Origin of the sequence: Salinicola sp. MIT1003 (assembly GCF_001858555.1) — a bacterium.
GTDB lineage: Bacteria > Pseudomonadota > Gammaproteobacteria > Pseudomonadales > Halomonadaceae > Salinicola > Salinicola salarius.
In genome coordinates this window covers 22,224-38,322 of record NZ_MCAP01000011.1, presented here as the reverse complement: position 1 = coordinate 38,322, position 16,099 = coordinate 22,224, and the positions used below count along the sequence as shown (strand labels likewise).

At 63.7% G+C, this 16,099-nt stretch carries 16 protein-coding genes; 1 reads left to right on the top strand and 15 read right to left on the bottom strand.

All coding sequences use genetic code 11. The features are described from left to right. Positions 1-39: 39 nt before the first annotated feature. The 13 genes from BC443_RS05365 to BC443_RS05305 form a co-directional block, all read right to left on the bottom strand. Positions 40-1,032: an aldo/keto reductase gene (locus tag BC443_RS05365; protein ID WP_071230819.1), complete on the bottom strand. Its 993-nt coding sequence runs from the start codon at positions 1,030-1,032 to the stop codon at positions 40-42. Positions 1,033-1,120: 88 nt separating this feature from the next. Beyond that, a complete protein-coding gene (locus BC443_RS05360) occupies positions 1,121-1,540 on the bottom strand; it encodes a YbaY family lipoprotein (protein ID WP_071230818.1) in 420 nt (139 codons plus the stop codon). A 130-nt stretch (positions 1,541-1,670) separates the two neighbouring features. Continuing rightward, positions 1,671-2,045, bottom strand: coding sequence for a translation initiation factor Sui1 (locus BC443_RS05355; RefSeq protein ID WP_071230817.1), 375 nt, complete (start codon positions 2,043-2,045; stop codon positions 1,671-1,673). 210 nt (positions 2,046-2,255) lie between these two features. Beyond that, positions 2,256-2,936 (bottom strand): HAD family hydrolase, encoded by a 681-nt coding sequence (locus BC443_RS05350; protein WP_071230816.1) that lies wholly within the window; start codon positions 2,934-2,936, stop codon positions 2,256-2,258. Positions 2,937-3,192: 256 nt separating this feature from the next. Continuing rightward, positions 3,193-4,500 (bottom strand): TRAP transporter large permease, encoded by a 1,308-nt coding sequence (locus tag BC443_RS05345; protein ID WP_071230815.1) that lies wholly within the window; start codon positions 4,498-4,500, stop codon positions 3,193-3,195. Then, a complete protein-coding gene (locus BC443_RS05340) occupies positions 4,497-5,105 on the bottom strand; it encodes a TRAP transporter small permease (RefSeq protein WP_071230814.1) in 609 nt (202 codons plus the stop codon). The genes BC443_RS05345 and BC443_RS05340 overlap by 4 nt, the downstream gene beginning before the upstream one ends. A gap of 12 nt (positions 5,106-5,117) precedes the next feature. Continuing rightward, entirely contained in the window at positions 5,118-6,116 is a 999-nt protein-coding gene (locus tag BC443_RS05335) for a TRAP transporter substrate-binding protein (RefSeq protein ID WP_071230813.1), read from the bottom strand. Further along, complete coding sequence (locus BC443_RS05330) at positions 6,113-7,171, bottom strand: LacI family DNA-binding transcriptional regulator (RefSeq protein WP_071230812.1); 1,059 nt, start codon at positions 7,169-7,171, stop codon at positions 6,113-6,115. Before BC443_RS05330 ends, BC443_RS05335 begins: the two co-directional genes overlap by 4 nt. Positions 7,172-7,727: 556 nt before the next feature. Further along, positions 7,728-8,714, bottom strand: a complete 987-nt coding sequence (locus BC443_RS05325; protein WP_071230811.1) for a D-glycerate dehydrogenase — start codon at positions 8,712-8,714, stop codon at positions 7,728-7,730. A 211-nt stretch (positions 8,715-8,925) separates the two neighbouring features. Then, positions 8,926-9,564, bottom strand: a complete 639-nt coding sequence (gene msrQ / locus BC443_RS05320; protein WP_071230810.1) for a protein-methionine-sulfoxide reductase heme-binding subunit MsrQ — start codon at positions 9,562-9,564, stop codon at positions 8,926-8,928. Then, positions 9,564-10,595 (bottom strand): protein-methionine-sulfoxide reductase catalytic subunit MsrP, encoded by a 1,032-nt coding sequence (gene msrP / locus BC443_RS05315; RefSeq protein WP_071230809.1) that lies wholly within the window; start codon positions 10,593-10,595, stop codon positions 9,564-9,566. The genes msrQ and msrP overlap by 1 nt, the downstream gene beginning before the upstream one ends. 154 nt (positions 10,596-10,749) lie before the next feature. Further along, a complete protein-coding gene (locus BC443_RS05310; protein ID WP_071230808.1) occupies positions 10,750-12,129 on the bottom strand; it encodes an SLC13 family permease in 1,380 nt (459 codons plus the stop codon). Between the two features lie 75 nt (positions 12,130-12,204). After that, entirely contained in the window at positions 12,205-13,074 is an 870-nt protein-coding gene (locus BC443_RS05305) for an EamA family transporter (RefSeq protein ID WP_071230807.1), read from the bottom strand. 210 nt (positions 13,075-13,284) lie between these two features. Between BC443_RS05305 and BC443_RS05300 the strand changes: the two genes are divergently transcribed. Beyond that, positions 13,285-14,109 carry a sugar phosphate isomerase/epimerase family protein gene (locus BC443_RS05300; protein WP_139284242.1) on the top strand — a complete coding sequence of 275 codons (825 nt, stop codon included), beginning with the start codon at positions 13,285-13,287 and terminating at the stop codon, positions 14,107-14,109. Positions 14,110-14,126: 17 nt separating this feature from the next. Here the strand turns inward: BC443_RS05300 and BC443_RS05295 are convergent, their stop codons facing one another. Continuing rightward, positions 14,127-15,068 carry an AEC family transporter gene (locus BC443_RS05295; RefSeq protein WP_071230805.1) on the bottom strand — a complete coding sequence of 314 codons (942 nt, stop codon included), beginning with the start codon at positions 15,066-15,068 and terminating at the stop codon, positions 14,127-14,129. 95 nt (positions 15,069-15,163) lie between these two features. Further along, positions 15,164-15,949, bottom strand: a complete 786-nt coding sequence (locus tag BC443_RS05290; protein ID WP_071230804.1) for an IclR family transcriptional regulator C-terminal domain-containing protein — start codon at positions 15,947-15,949, stop codon at positions 15,164-15,166. Between the last annotated feature and the right edge of the window lie 150 nt (positions 15,950-16,099).

The window sequence follows — 16,099 nt, the reverse complement described above, 5'->3', positions numbered from 1 at the left end:
CGAGGCCGGGTTCCAGATTGGCAATGAATCACTTCACGTTCATTGACGCGTCGGCGGCGCCATGAATTCGGGGCCGACTGGATCCTTGACGTGCCGGGTCAGAATGGCATCGATGTCGGCCATGTCCTCGTCGCTCAGCTTCCAGCCGGTGATATTGCCCAGCGGTTCGACCTGCTCCGGCTTGCGGGCGCCCCACAGCGCGACGATGTTGGGAGAGCGATCGAGAATCCAGCGCACGGCCAGCGCCAGCACGCTCTTGTCATGACGCGTGCGAGCCAGTTCGGCCAGCGCATCGACGGCGGCCAGATACTGGGCGAATCGCGGCGACTGGAACTTGGGATCGCTGTTGCGCAGATCGTCACCGTTGAAGGTATAGCCTTCGTGCATCTTGCCGGTGAGCAGCCCGCGGCACAGCGCGCCGTAGGTCAACAACGTCAGGTCGTTGTTTTCGGCGTAGGGCAGGATCTCGCGGTCGATGTCGCGCTCGAACAGATTGTAGGGCGGCTGAAGGGTATGCAGCGGCGCCGTCTGGCGGAAGGTGTCGCACTGCTCGGGGGAGAAGTTGCTGACGCCGATCGCCCGGATCTTGCCCGCGCGATGGAAGCGTGCCATCGCCTCGGCGGTCTCCTGAATGTCGACCAGCGGGTCCGGCCAGTGGATCTGGTAGAGATCGATGTGATCGGTGTTCAGCCGACGCAGCGAATCGTCGAGCTCCTTCTCGAGCCGCTTCGCCGTGGCGTTGCGGGCGACGCTTGCGTCGTCGTACCACTCGAGGCCCGCCTTGGTCGCCAGCACCAGCTTGTCACGCTGGCCGGCCTGGGCGACGGCCTTGCCGACGACCTCTTCCGAGTGACCGAAGCCATAGGCCGGAGCGGTATCGATCAGGTTGACGCCCTGGTCGATGGCGGCATGAATGGTGCGGATGGCGTTGGGATCGTCGGTGCCGCCCCACTGGCGGCCGCCCATGGCCCAGGTGCCGAGGCCAATGCGCGATGTGACGATATCCGTACCCGGTAATGTCAATGTTTCCATCTTGTCCTCTTTGACGATGAATCGAGTCCCTACAGAGTGGCGGGGCATGTCGTCTTCGGCAAGCCGTACCTTGGGCGAGTCAGGCGCTTCAGCGGTTCGTTTCGACACCCGTGGTCGACACCGGAATGTCCGGCTCGGCAGGATCGCCGTCGGCGAAGACCGATACCGGCTCCGGATTCAGGTAGAGAATGCGGTCGTCGTCGCGGATCTGCGCGCTGAGGCGGTAGAGATCGTCCGGGTCGATCGCCTCGGTGGCGTACTGCAGGGTGATCGGAATCGGCAGCTGGCCCAGCCGTTCATAGCGGCTGCTGGCCAGCACGTCTCCCGTGGAGATGTCCTTCAACTGGACCTCCAGCGTGGCGGACTCGGGCAGCGTGATCGGCTTCTCGGATACCACGCGGGCGGCCAGCGTGTCGAACTGGGGCCCGCCGGCGCAGCCCGCCAGCACGACGAGCGCGAACAGGATGGTGACGAGACGCAAAAGTCGCGGAACCGTGGGCAAAAGCATCGGAACCCCTCGAGGTGGAACGGTGGAACTTGGGAAAGTCGGCGTCGAAGCGGGCGGCACGACGACCGTGCGGCTATGACAAGCCAGCGTGCGGGAAATTCCCGGTGGCGGGAAAAGCGACGAGCCCCGATCAGCCGCCGGCGAGCTTGACCTTGAAACCGCGCGACTCCAGCTCGGCCTTGAGCACGTCGCGATGATCGCCCTGGATTTCGATCACGCCATCCTTGACCGCGCCACCGGTGCCGCAGCGCTTTTTCAGCGTCTTGGCCAGGGTTTTCAGCTCGTCGCTGCCCAGCGGGACGCCCTGGATCGTGGTGACGCCCTTGCCCTTGCGACCGCTGGTCTCGCGCCGAATGCGCACGATACCGTCGAGTGCGGCGATGCGTTCGGCTTCCTCGCGGTCGCGGCATTCGCACTGGGCCACGGGTTGGCGGCAGTCGGGGCAGGTCTCGCCGTGTTCGGTCGAGTAGACCAGGCCGCGCAGCTGATCCTGTAACGAAGGCATGGGAACTCCGAATCGAGACATGAAAGCCACATGATAACGCGGCGATCCGCCTGCGAACGACCACTCGAAGCGAACGAATCGATATCGAACGGGCCAAAACGACCGTGCCAAAAACGATCGCGGCCCGAGCGTTTGGCTCGGGCCGCGATCATCGTTCTGCCATTGAGGCTGGTCGGTGAGGCTGGCCGGCGTTGGCTGAAACGACAGCCCCTAAAGGTTGCTCACGGCCAAGGCTGGCATCAGCTTGTCGATCACGGCCGGCAGCTCGCGCATGTCGCGAATGCCGATAGCGCCGGCCGGGGTGGGTTCGAGATCGGCAAAGCGGTTGATGTGAACGACCCGCATGCCGGCTGCCAGCGCGGCGCGTACGCCGACCTGGGCGTCATCGATCACGATGCATTCGCCCGGCTCGAAGCCCATGTCGCGGCCGGCATGAAGGAAGAGCCCCGGCGCCGGCTTCCAGCTGCCCACGGTGTAGGCGCTGTAGATATTGTCGCCGAAGAAGCCGCGCAGTCCGGTGCTGTCCAGGGCGCGGCGAATCTTGGTCTCGGGGCCGTTGGAAGCGACGCAGCGCGGCAACGAACCCAGTGCGTCTAGCGCTTCCCGCACGCCAGCGATCGGCTCGAGCTCGTCCGCCATGCGCTCGTGCATCTCCTGGCGCATCGCTGTCTCTATCCGCTGGCGAACGGCGTCATCGAGATTCCCGTGCACCCGCTCGAGATGGGAGACGATGCTGGCGAATCGCGCGCCGCGAAAATCCGTCATGTAATCATGGGGCTGAAAGGGCAGGCCGGCCTGATTCAGATACTTCGCCATGACTTCGGCGAGAAGCGGTTCGCTGTCGACCAGGGTGCCGTCGCAATCGAAAAGCAAGCAGAGGGGATCGGGCATGATGGGTCGCCTCGAGGGCGCTGTCAGTGAATAGGTACGCAGGTCGTCGATAAAGCGGCCTGCCGATGACTGGCTCCAGTTCTGTCGTTTCCAGTTCCGTTGTTCCAGTTCTACCCTTATCGGCATCGCAATCCGGAAATGCAGGATTATGGAACACTGTTTTCAATCTATCTTGCAACTTTAGTCGCCCCGACTGTCGTTGACAAGCCGGAGCGAATGACTCCCCAGAAATTGCACACTTTATGATCGGCTGGTTTCAGCCCGCGTCCGGACCGAAAGTCTGAGGCAGATAGAGCGTCAGCTCGGGGAAGGCGATCAGCAGGCCGATCACCACCAGCATCACCAGCAGGTAGATCATCGTCGTGCCCAGCGCCTTGAGCAGGGGGATACCGCCGATCTTGGCCGAGATCATCAGGCAGAGCCCGTAGGGCGGGGTGATCAGTCCCAGACCCAGTGCCATGACGCTGATCACGCCGAACTGCAGCGGGTCGACGCCGGCCTGGGCCGCCAGGGGCTGGAAGATTGGCGCCAGGATCGCCATTGCCGGCAGCGAATCCATGAAGGTGCCCACCAGCAGCATGACGATGGTCGCGATGATCAGCAGCGTGGTCGGATCGCTGATTTCCACGCCGGCCATCAGCTGCGGTGGAATCCGATAGAAGCTGATCAGGTAGCCGAAGATCGCCGCGCCGACGAGACTGAACAGCGACAGCGAGCACAGGCGCACCGTGTCGGTGGAAGCGTCGAGAACGCTCTTGAAGGTGAGTTCGCGATAGACGATGAAGCCCAGCAGCAGCGCGTAGAGCACCGCCATGACCGCGGCCTCGGTGGGCGTGACGATGCCCAGGGTGATACCGCCGATGATCAGCACCGGGATGCCGGCGGCGAGCAGGCCATCCTTGCCGGAACTGGCCAGTTGCCTGAGCGTGGCGCGCTTTCTTGTCGGCACGTCATAGCGGCGTACGTAGCCGAGGTTGAGCAGCAGCTGCGCGGCGGCGATCAGAATCCCCGGCACGATGCCGCCGAGAAACAGCCCGGCGATCGAGGTGCTGGTGAGCGCGCCCCACACGATCATGTTGATCGACGGCGGAATGATGATCCCCATCACCGAGGAGGCGGCCGTCACCGCGACGCTGAAGTGGGTCGGATAACCCTCTTTTTTCATGGCCGGAATCAACACCGTACCGATGCCTGCACTGTCGGCCGTCGATGACCCCGAAACCCCGGCGAACAGCATGCTGACCAGCACGTTGACGTGGGCCAGCGCCCCTTTGACATGCCCGACCAGATGCAGGCAGAGCGTGATCAGGCGGTCGGTGATTCGGGCGGCATTCATCAGGTTGCCGGCGAGCAGGAACAGCGGCACCGCCAGCAGCACGAAGGAGTCCATGCCGTAGTACATGCGCTGGAACAGAATCCACGGCGTCAGGCGCGGATCGAGCACGATGATGCCAAACGAGGTGAGCACCAGCGACATCGCGATCGGCACGCCCAGCACGATGAGGACGCCGAGCAGCGCGAACAGCAGCCACGGCAGCAGGTAGAGCCAGTCGGCAGGCATCATCGCGAGGTCTCCTTCTCGTGTGACGAGGGCAAATCGAATTCTTGCGTGGGCGGGGCGCTCGCATGGTCCGGATCAATGAGCTCGTCGATCTCGGAAGGCGTGTTGAGCTCGCTCTCCATGGCATCGACGCCCTGGCTGGCGGTCACCAGCAGGCGCTGCAGGCTGAACAGCACGATCAGCACGCCGCTGACGAGGAAGGTCGAATAGGTCACGACCATCGGCAGCTGCGAGGCGCTGGCAATCCGGTTGAAACCGGAAATGGCGAAGGCCTGGCCGAAGACGACGAAGATCAGCCCGACGATCAGGCAGGCGACATCGCGGATCACCCGGGTCACCCGGTCGGGGCGGGAGCCGCGGGGGAAAGCCTCGAGCACGAAGTGATCGGCATGCAGCACGCCGATCGCGGTGCCCAGCATGATCATCCACTGGAAGGCGAAGCGGCTCATCTCCTCGGTCCAGTAGAGCCTCGGCAGGAAGCCCAGGTTGCGGCTGACGATCTGATAGACGATCAGCAGGATGAAGCTGGCCAGCAAGAACAGCAACACCCCGTGAAGGAGGCGTTCCAGCTGGCGGTTGACGCGGCCCAGGGCCGTTGCGAATGCCATGACACCACTCCTTTACTGGGTATTGATGATGAGTTCGTAGAGATCGCGCAGCCCCATGTCATTGATCACCTGGCCCAGCGGGCCGGCGACGATCTGCTGCATGCGCTCGCGATCCATCGAGTAGAAGGTGGCGCCTTCGGCCTCGAGCTTGTCGCGGGACTCCTTGTCGAGGCGGATCTGCAGGTTCCGCGCGTACTGCTCGCTCTCGTCGGCAGCGGCCTGTACCGCCTGCTGCTCGGGCGGCGTGAGCGAGTCCCAGGTATCGTCGGAAATGGTCAGCAAGCGCACGGTGATGTCGTGCTCGGAAAGTCCGATATAAGGCGCGACTTCATGGAAGCGCATGCGGTAGATCCACTCCGCCTCGTTGAGCAGGCCGTCGATGGCGCCCAGCTGCAGCCCGGTGTAGATCTCCTTGTAGGCCATGACCGTGGGCTGGGTGCCCAGCGCCGCCCAGGCCGTGATCACCGGCCGGGTCGGGTTGGTGCGCAGCTTCATGCCCTTGAGATCGTCGAGCGTTTCCAGCGGGCGGGTGCTGACGATCTGGCGGGTGCTGCCGCCGTAATAGGCGAGTACCTTGACGCCGGTTTCCGCCTCGATGCGCTGGGCGATCTCCTGGCCGGCCTCGCCATCCAGCACGTGCCGCCAATGATCGAGATCGCGATACAGAAACGGAATCGAGAAGATGCTGGCGGTATGCGAGAACTCCGAGATCAAGCCGGGATTGATGATCGAGAAATCCAGCGCACCAGCGGTCTGCTGCTCGAACATCTCGGTTTCATGACCGAGCACCGAGTTGCTGTAGAGGTTCACCGTGAGTTCGCCGTCGGTTTTCTCTTCCAGCAACTGTTTGAAGCGCTCCGCGCTCAGGTGGTAGGCGGTATCCTCCGTGGCGCCGTGGCCGAAGATCAGCTCGCGGGCTTCGGCCGGCGTGGCGAGCGCGGCGAAAAGAAGGCCCGTGGCGACGATGAGCCGCCAGCCGGACAGATAGCGTGGAACCTCGTGAAATCTCATGGTGACTCCTGGGGGCGAGCGAGCGAGGGTTGGGAGCTGGCGCGAACCATCAAGGGTGCCTCGAGAACGATGCGTTCGCGTTCGCCGTCGGGCGTCCGTATCCGCTTCAGGGCCAGTTCGGCGGCGCTGCGGCCGATCGACCGCGGGTGGGTCGCGATACTGGTCAAGGCGGGGTCGGTGAGGGCGGCTTCATCGATGTCGTCGACGCCGACCACCGCGCAGTCCTGCCCCGCGCGCAGGCCAAGATGGGAAAGCGCCAGCAGCGCCCCCAGCGCGACCAGATCGTTGTGGCAGATCAGGGCCGTGGGCGCGTCGTCGCCACGCATCAGCTCGAGGGTGGTCTCGCGCCCTGCGCAACGGGTCAGGGGGCCGCGAACGATGCGCGACAGGTCATCGAGTCCGGCCTCGCTCATGGCCTGGCGGTAGCCCGCGAGCCGTTCGCGGTCGGCGGAATGGTCGGCGGTCCCCGCCAGAAGGGTGATACGACGATGCCCCAGGGCGACCAGGTGACGAACGGCGTTGGCGATGCCCGTCCGGAGATCCGCGCCGACGTAGTCGCCGAGCGGTGACGGGCCGACGTGCCGCATGACCTCGATGCAGGGCATGCCCCAGTCGGCGATCGTTTCGATCAACGACGCAGGCGTCTCCTCCGCGGGGCACAGCAACAGCGCATCGACCCGATGTTCCCGCATGCGTGCCAGAAAACGCGCCTGGCGGGTCAGGCTGTCGCCGCTGCTGACCAGAAAGGGAACGTAATCGGCGTCCTGCAGTGTTTCGTCGATGCCCGCCATCAGGGCACCGAAGAACGGATTGGCGATATCGTGAACCACCACGCCGATGGTCGCGGTACGTGGACTGCGCAGCGTGGCGGCGCCACGGTTGTAGACGTAGCCCAGTGCGTCGATGGCATCCCGCACTCGCTGGCGTGTGGACTCCGCCACCAGCGAGCTTTCCTGCATCACCAGCGACACGGTCGAGCGCGAGACGCCGGCATGGGCCGCGATATCTCTCAGCGTGACGCGAGGGCGGGAAGAGGTTCTGACGTTTTCGGGCATGCTGCATTCCGTTTTGGATCGATCCAAAAAGCTGTCAGCAGATTAGTCGCGCCCCGGGAATGCGCCTATTCGTCTTTAGTGGCAAACGATGTCGGTGAACTACAGCAGTGTCCGAGCGGGGATCTTCGTCACGAGAGACAGGCAAGGGCATCACGGACTTCTGTCACGCCATGTCTCGATGGCGTGAGGGCGAGACGTGGGCGACGAGCTGCCGCCCACGCAATTTGCATGCTCGCTACTTCTTGCATGCTTGCTACTTCGTCTGACATTCCGCTTCGGCCTTGGCCGAATTGGCACAGTCATCCGTTTCTCCCCAGTGGGAGATCATGTAGATACAGCCAATCAAGCTCAGCACTAAAACCACGATGGCTATTTTCATGGTGTCCCTTAGTCGCTATTGGACGTCACTATCGGAAAGACTCAATCATCGTAGTTCAAGTCCGATAGAAGCCACCCGGCATCTTGCCCATTCGTAAACGCGATTCCCGAATCATGAAGGTCGCGTTTTACCTTGATCAATGGCCAGGCGCCGCTTTCCATGAAACGGGAGGGTGTATCAGTTCAGCCTGTCGCTCCAGGCTTCCTCGTTGAACGGGCTGATCGGTCGTTTGCCGTCCAGCGCGAGCATGATGTTGTCGACCGCGCGCTGGGCCATGGCGGTGCGGGTCTCGTGAGTGGCGGAACCGATGTGCGGCAGTGCGACCACGTTGGGCATCTTGGGCAGCGGAGAATCCGCCTGCAGCGGTTCCTGCTCGAACACGTCGAGACCGGCGCCGCGAATCTGGCCGCTTTCGAGGGCCTGGATCATGGCCTGTTCGTCGACCACCTGCCCGCGGGAGATGTTGATGAAGATGGCGCTCTCCTTCATCAGCTCGAACTCGCGGGCACCGATCAGCTGGCGGGTCTCCGGGGTCAGCGGCACGATAGCGCAGACGAAGTCGGACTGCTGCAGCAGCTCGTCCAGTTCGCAGCGGCGGGCGCCCAGTTCCGCTTCCAGATCCGGTTTGGGCGAGGCGTTGGAGTAGAGGATCTTCATGCCGAAACCGAGAGCGCCGCGGCGGGCCACCGCCTGACCGATGCGTCCGAAGCCGACCATGCCCAGCGTCTTGCCATGAACGTCGCTGCCGAACTGTTCGGGGCCGATGCTGGACTTCCAGTCGCCGCGCTTGACGTACTCGGCCAGTTCCACCACCCGGCGGGCACTCGCCATGATCAGCGAGAAGCCGGTATCGGCGGTGGTTTCGGTGAGCACGTCCGGCGTATTGCAGAGCAGGATGCCGCGACGGGTCAGCTCCTCGACCGGATAGTTGTCCACACCCACCGAGATACTGGCGATCGCTTCCAGGTTGGGCGCGGCATCGAGCAGTTCCGGGGTCATGTTGACCCCCGCGCCGATCAGCCCGTGAGCTTGCCCCAGCGCCTCGCGGAATGCCGGATCGTCGGCCGATTCGAGCTTGCCGAAGTAGTCGACGTGAAAGCGTTCGCGTAGCTGGTCGAGTTGCTGGTCGTTGAGGCGACGGTACGCCAGGATGCGCTTGCTCATGAAAGACTCTCCGGCTGAAAAATCGAATATCCGCAGGCGACGACATCGCCGCCTGCGAGGTGAGGGACGCACGAGCTTACCGACAAACCCGGCCCCATGAGGCAGTGCTTCGACGAAAGTCTAGCGGGAAAGGCGCAGCCGGGGGCAAGTCCGAGCGGAGCAATCGGGGTGCCTGTTCCCGGTCATGCGCCCGCCAGCGGCGCTCGATGCGTTATACGGAGGCCCGCCCGGGCCGCTTGATCAGCTGGCGGAATTTCGGCAGCTGCCGGGCGATGGGCGGCAGGCGCAAGATCATCAGCAGCGCGCCGACGACGGCGTAGAGGCTCCACTGCTCCAGGTCGGCACGAACCACCCAGAGAAAGTGCAGCAGGCCGAGCCCGAGCACCAGATAGACGACCTTGTGCAGCGTCTTCCAGCGCTTGCCCAGCTTGCGCATGGACCACTTGTTGGAGGTCACGCCCATCGCGATCAGCCCGACGAGAGCCAGCATGCCGACGATGATGTAGGGCCGGCGGACGATCTCGCTGCCGAGCCGGGAGAGGTCCAGCCCGAGGATGAAAACGGCGTAGCAGAACAGGTGCAGCAGGGCGTAGGTCAATGTCCACAGGCCGAGCTGGCGGCGGATCAGGGTGAAGCCTTTCCAGCGCGTCAGCTTGGTCAGCGGGGTCAGGCTGAGGGTGGAAAACAGCATCCACAGTATGCCCTGGCCGATGTTGAGCAGCAGGTAGCGACCGGGTTCCGGGCCGGCGGCGTTGATGGCGACCTGCGAGCTCCACCAGGCCAGCGGCACCAGCGCGGCGATGAACACCGCGATGCGCCAGAGCGTCAGCGTGTAGCGGGGCGTCGGCATCAGAAGTGCTTCCTCAGATCCATGCCCTGATAGAGACTCGCGACCTCCTCGGCGTAGCCATTGAACATCCGTGTATCGATGATGTTGGGGTTGAACAAGCTGTTGGGCAGCCGGCGCTCGGTGGCCTGGCTCCAGCGCGGGTGGTCGACCTCGGGGTTGACGTTGGCGTAGAAGCCGTACTCGTCCGGGGCGATCGCCTGCCAGGAGTTGACCGGCTGCTCCTCGACCAGCGATATCCGCACGATCGACTTGATGCTCTTGAAACCGTACTTCCACGGCACGACCAGGCGGAAGGGCGCACCATTCTGGTTGGGCAGTTCGCGCCCGTACATGCCGAGCCCGAGAATCGCCAGCGGATGCATCGCCTCGTCCATGCGCAGGCCCTCGGTATAGGGCCAGTCGATCAGCGCGAACGAGGAGTCCTGCCCCGGCATCTGTTCCGGTGCGACCAGTGTCTCGAACTTGACGTACTTGGCCTTCGACGTGGGCTCGGCGCGTTTGATGACATCACCCAGCGGAATTCCCAGCCACGGGATCACCATCGACCAGGCCTCGACGCAGCGCAGCCGGTAGATGCGCTCCTGCAGGCGGGAAGGCTTGGCGATATCCTCGAGATCGAAGCGCCCGCCGTTATTGACCTCGCCGTCGATCACCACGCTCCAGGGTTGCGTCTCGAGCGAGTCGGCGTTGCGCGCAGGATCGCCCTTGCCGGTGCCGAATTCGTAGAAATTGTTGTAGTGGGTGGCGTCGTCGAAAGGCGCGAGCTTGTCCAGCTCTCTATCGGCGGGTACCACGCTATTCCACTCGGCATCTTTGAGCTCGGAGTCGAACCAGCCTGGCGGATTGCCGGCCGGTACGTCCTGATAGTCGGAGGCGGCGGCCTGGGCTCGCCCGGCCAGCGCCAGGCTAATGCTCAGGCCCGCTCCGACGCCCGCCAGACCGCCCATGAAGCGGCGACGCGAGAGATAGATCGATTCCGGGGTGACGTCCGATTCGCGCAGGTCGCCGGGTTTGGCAATCTTGATCAACATGATGAGTCTCCAACCGCCGATGATGGCATAGGGTGGATACGCGGACGGTGCGCGCCTGGATGCGTGCACCGAGGCTCCGGCGTACACCGTGACACCGCATGACGCTCAGTTTAGGTGATCCATGCCCCGTCCTGTCGGAAAACGCCGGTCGCGTTCAGATCACTCCCAGCCAGCGCCACCAGATGAAATCGAGCGGCCACAGCAGCAAAATCGTCATCAGCGCGAGCGGCAGCGTGATGCGCATGGCCTGACGGATGCTGACGCCGGAGGTGAGCAGGCCGATGATCAGCGGCGGCGACTGATAGGGGAACACCACGGTCGAGAATCCGATCACCTGAGACATCACCACGGCGGATGGCGACCAGCCGGTGACATCGGCCAGTTGCGGCGCCAGCGGTGTCATCACCGCGGGAACACCGGGCAGCGTGACCAGCATGCCCAGGATCGTGGCGATCACCGAGAGCCAGGCGAAGTTGCCGACGGTCGATTCCGGCGATAGCGGCAGCACGTCGAGAAGCTGGCCGGCGATCGCCTCGCCCAGCCCGCTATCGTGCGCCAGCGCACCCAGGCTGACGATCCCGGCGACATAGATGAACGGTTCGAGGTTCATCTGCTGCAATGGCCTGGCCGGCAGCAGGCCGCTGCCCGGGAACAGGCAGACCAGCCCCACCAGCATGCCGATCCAGGCCGGCGAGATGCCGTGCCAGGCATCGGTCATCCACATCACCACGGCGAAGGCCAGCAGCACGCTCATCAGTCTGCCGCCGCGGTCGAGCCCGGACGACGTCTCGGCCGTGAAAGGGGATGGCGCCGCGGCGCGGAACTGCCACAGGATCAAGCCCATGATCAGCCCCCACTTGAGCAGCCCCAGAACCGGGAAATGCAGCAGCAGATATTCGCCGTAGCTGGGCGAGAAGCCGAGCACCGCTTCGCTGGCCCCCATCAGCACATTGTTGGGGACATTGGCGGGCAGAATGGTGAAGGTGGGCAGAAAGCTCGACATGATACCGCTGAGCAGGACGCCGGCTCGGCCAGGATTGCCGGGCTCGTAGCCGAACCGTTCGACCAGGGTCAGAAGAATCGGCACCAGCAGTACGATCCGGCCCATCGCCGACGGCATGACGAAGGAGGCGATCAGCCCCAGCAGGCCCACGCCGACAACCGCCTGTGGATAACCTGACGCGAGATGAGGTCCGATCCGGGCGGCGACGCGTTCGCCCAGGCCGGTGTGATTGATCGCGGCGCCGATCACCATGCCCGAGAACACCAGCCAGGTCGCGGCCGACTCGAAACCGGCGAACGCCGTCGAGGCCGGCGCGACCTTCGCCACGGTGCACAGCGTGAAGAAGATCAGCGCCGTCAGCCATTGCGGCAGCCAGCCGGTGGCCCACAGGCCGATGCACAGCACCACGACGATGCCGGCCTGCAGGACCGAGCCGTCGGCGCTGCCCAGCAACAGCCAGCCGAGCGCACCCAGCAGAGCCAGCAGTGACATTCCCTGACGCCAGGGGAGAACGGTAATCGAAGATGACATCACGACAGATCCGAAGGCGAGCGAGGCGGCAGTATACCAGCGTGAAAAGCGACCATCGGTCGAATCGGGGGTGGGTCAGCGCTGCAGGCTCAGCAGCGTAATGGTGACCAGAATGATCGCCATGCCGAAAAGTTGCAGCGGGGCGAGCGTCTGTCCCAGCACGACGAATCCGAACAGCGAGGCCGTGACCGGCTCCACCATGGCGATCATCGAGGCCGCCGAGGGGGACGTCCGTCTCAGCCCGGGCAGATAGAGATAGAAGGAGATGCCTGCGCCGAACAGGCCGAGCAGCAGGAATCCGTAGGCGTCGTCGGTGAACGGCACTTTCTGCATCTGCCCGACGTCGACGAACGCGAACAGCAGCAGCGTCAGGGTCAGGAAAGCGATCGTCAGGACCGCCTGCGCGGGGCCTTGGGTCCTGGCGTAGCGAAAGCCGAAGATGAATAGCGCATAGGACAAGCCGGAAAGCAGGCCGCAAGCGATGCCCCAGACCGAAACCTGGCCCGTGCCGCTGCGCAGGATGTCGGTCAGCAGCACGATACCCACCATCACCGCCGTGATCGACGCCCATTTGCCCAGCGTCGGCTTCTCCAGACCGCATGCGAACGACACCAGAAAGACGAACAGCGGCGCGGTGTACATCAGGGTGGCGGCGATCGCCACGTTGGCGTTCGAGATGCTCAGGAAATAGAAGGTGAAGTTGCCGGCCACACCGACGCCAGCCACGACCGACCAGGCGATGAGCCGCCAGTCGAATCGCAGGTTGCGCAGCGGATGGAGGACGAACCAGGCCAGCATGCAGATCAGGCCGATCGCGCCGCGATAGAACGAGATGACGTAAGGGTTCCAGCCCTCGTCCATCAGCAGGCTCGCAAGGCCGCCCGACAGGCCCCAGAACATGGCCGCAAGCGTGATGTAGACGGTGCCCTTCACCGAACTCGACATGGTTTGATGCCCTCCTTGGCAGATGTTGTCTGTCGCCAGCGCTTCAGTCTGTCGCCAGCGCTCCGGATTGCGCCGGCTCGGGCGCGCGACCCCGCCGTCAGCGTAGATGAGGAATCGGATTCGCGAACCTGTGGCGTCGTGACGGTTTCCTTCTAGGCTGAATATCCAGACGAGCCAGATTGGTGGCTCCTGCCAGCCAGGAGAGAACGCGTGAAGCAGGTAACGACAACCGCGATGGCGACGCTCTGTCTGAGCGGAGGATTGACGAACAAGCTGGAGGCTATCGCGCGGGCTGGCTTCGACGGCGTGGAGATTTTCGTCGACGACCTGCAGTCGAGCGGTCTGGCGCCGCGAACCGTGGGGGAGCGTTGTCGGGAGCTCGGGCTGACGGTCGTCGCGCTGCAGCCGATCCACGATGTCGAAGCGCTGCCGCCGGCACTGCATCGGCAGATGCTGGAGGAGGCCAGGCGCCAATTCGATACGCTGGCCGATCTCGGCGGCGACTTCCTGCTCGCCTGCAGCAATACTCGCGAAGAAGCCGAGAACGACCGGGGCCGAGCCGCCGACAGTTTGCGCGACCTGGCCGAGCTGGCGGCCGAACGGGAGATGCGCGTGGGCTTCGAGGCGCTGGTCTGGGGGCGGCATGTCTTGGACTATCGCGAGGCGTGGCGGATCGTGCAACAGGCGGATCATCCGGCACTTTCCATCGTGCTGGACAGCTACCATATCCTGGCTCGCGAACTCGAGCTGGAAACGCTTGCCTCGATCCCCGGCGACAGGATCGGCCTGGTGCAGCTGGCCGACTCGCCGTGGCCACGCGGGCAGGATCTGCAATCACTGAGCCGCCACCGACGGGCGTTTCCCGGCGACCGTGAATTACCCCTCGAACGCTTCATGGAAGCATTGGGCAGGACAGGGTATGCCGGGCCGCTGTCGCTGGAAATCTTCAGCGATGCGCTGGCGGTCATGCCGACGGGAATGGCGGCGCTCCAGGGCAAGCACGCGCTGGATTCGCTACTGGCTTCGCAGCCGTGACAACGCCTCGTTCGGCGCTATACCAGCCACAGATGGCTCAGCCAGATTCCCAATGCCAGTGTCAGCGCCGACAGCACCGTCGCCATCACCATCGCCGCCGTGCCCAGCTCGCCGAACCCGTAGCGCTGGCCCAGCAGCGGATACATCGAGAGCATCGGCGCGCAGGCAAAGATGATGGCCGCGGTGGCGAATACCGGATCGAGCCCCGGGATCAGCAGTACCATCAGCAGTATGCAGAGCGGGTGCAGGGAGAGCTTGGCGAGCGCGATTCGAGTCACACGCTTGACCATGCCGCGCACGCGCAGGCCGCATAGCGTGCCACCGATCACGAACAGCGCCACTGGCGAGGACGAGGCGGCGAGCATCTCGAGCACCCGGGCAATCGGGGCCGGCGGATGCAGATTCAGCGCGGCGAGCTGCGTGCCCACGGCGATGGCGATGATCAACGGGTGGCGCAGAATGCGCACGGCCACCGGCTTCACCGTCTCCCACACGCCGCCCTGGGCCTGGCGACCGAGCTCGGCGAGTACCAGCGCCGTAGGGATCACCAGCAGATTCTCGATCAGCATGTTGAGCGCCAGGGCAATGCCCGCCGTGGGGCCGACCACCAGTACCGCCACGGGATAGCCGATGAAGCCGCTGTTGGAGGCCGACGTGCCCAGGGAGTACATTGTCCGGCGTTCCAGCGGCGCATTGCCGCGCAGCGTTACCATGGCGAAGGTGATGGCGAAGGCGAGCCCGGAACCCAGTCCGTAGACCAGCAGGTAGGGCACGTTGAAGACCTCGCCCAGCGGGCGCTGGAGCAATGCCTGGATCACCAGAGCGGGCAGGGCGATGTTGATCACGTATCGTCCCATGCCCTGGATATGGGCCTTGTCGACGATGCGCTTGAGCACCGCGATATAACCGATGCCCAGCAGGATGAAGATGGGGACGATGGCGCCGAAGATGGTGTTCACGCAGGCAACTCTCGCTCTATGTCATGGATCCTCTGGCTGGCGTTGGATGTCTTCTTGTTATCTGTCGCGTGTTCGCAACGCGCATAACAAGCCCTTCAATTGACCTGCTGCGCGATCAGTTTTGCCTTTTCCCGAAGCAACGGCAGGAAGTCTTTCGTCAATCTCGATATGTCGATGCGTGCCGCATTGGTGCTGATGTTGATGGCGCCCAACAGCTCGCCATTGGCGTCGAAGGCTGGGATTGCCAGCGAGCGGAGCCCCGAGTCCAGTTCCTGGTCCACAATACAGTAACCCTGTTCGCGAATCTCGACGAGGTGCGCCGCCAGCTTTGCCTTGTCGGTGATGCTGTGTTCGGTGTGCCGCGAGAGAGTGACCTGCTCAAGATAGGCGGCGCGCTCCGCGTCCGGCAACTGCGCCAGCAGGATTCGACCCATGGAGGTATACGCCGCTGGCAGACGCGTGCCGATCGACAACGAAATGGACATCAAGCGGTGATGGGCTGCCGAACGCGCGATATAAGTCACCTCGTCACCATCGAGTACGCCCATCGACGAAGATTCGCCCGTGGCATCGGTGATGTCTTCGAGGTGCTGTTGAATGACGCTGCGATAACCGTTCGAGGAGAGAAAGGCATAACCCAGCTGTAGCGCCTTGGGGGCCAGCTCGAACGAACGATGTTGTTTACGCACGTAGCCCAGCGCGTGCAGCGTCAGCAGAAACCGCCGTGCACGCGCACGATTCATTCCCGTCTTGGCAGCGACCTCGCTCAATGTCATCCGTGGTGACTGCTGATCGAACGCGAGTATCACCTCGAGCCCGCTGGCCAGCGCGGTGACGAAGTCGCGGTCTTCGGTGGTAATGGCTTCATCCAAGTCGTTCATGTTTCTGAGCGTCGCCTCCTTGCCAAGTGTGGGATCTATCCTGACACCAGACCCTATCATGTTGTTCGCTAGGCGAATATTGATTCGCTGATATGAGAAGCTTCCAATCAATGCGCTTTCGGCTGCCCTGATTGTTATTAATGGCTGTCA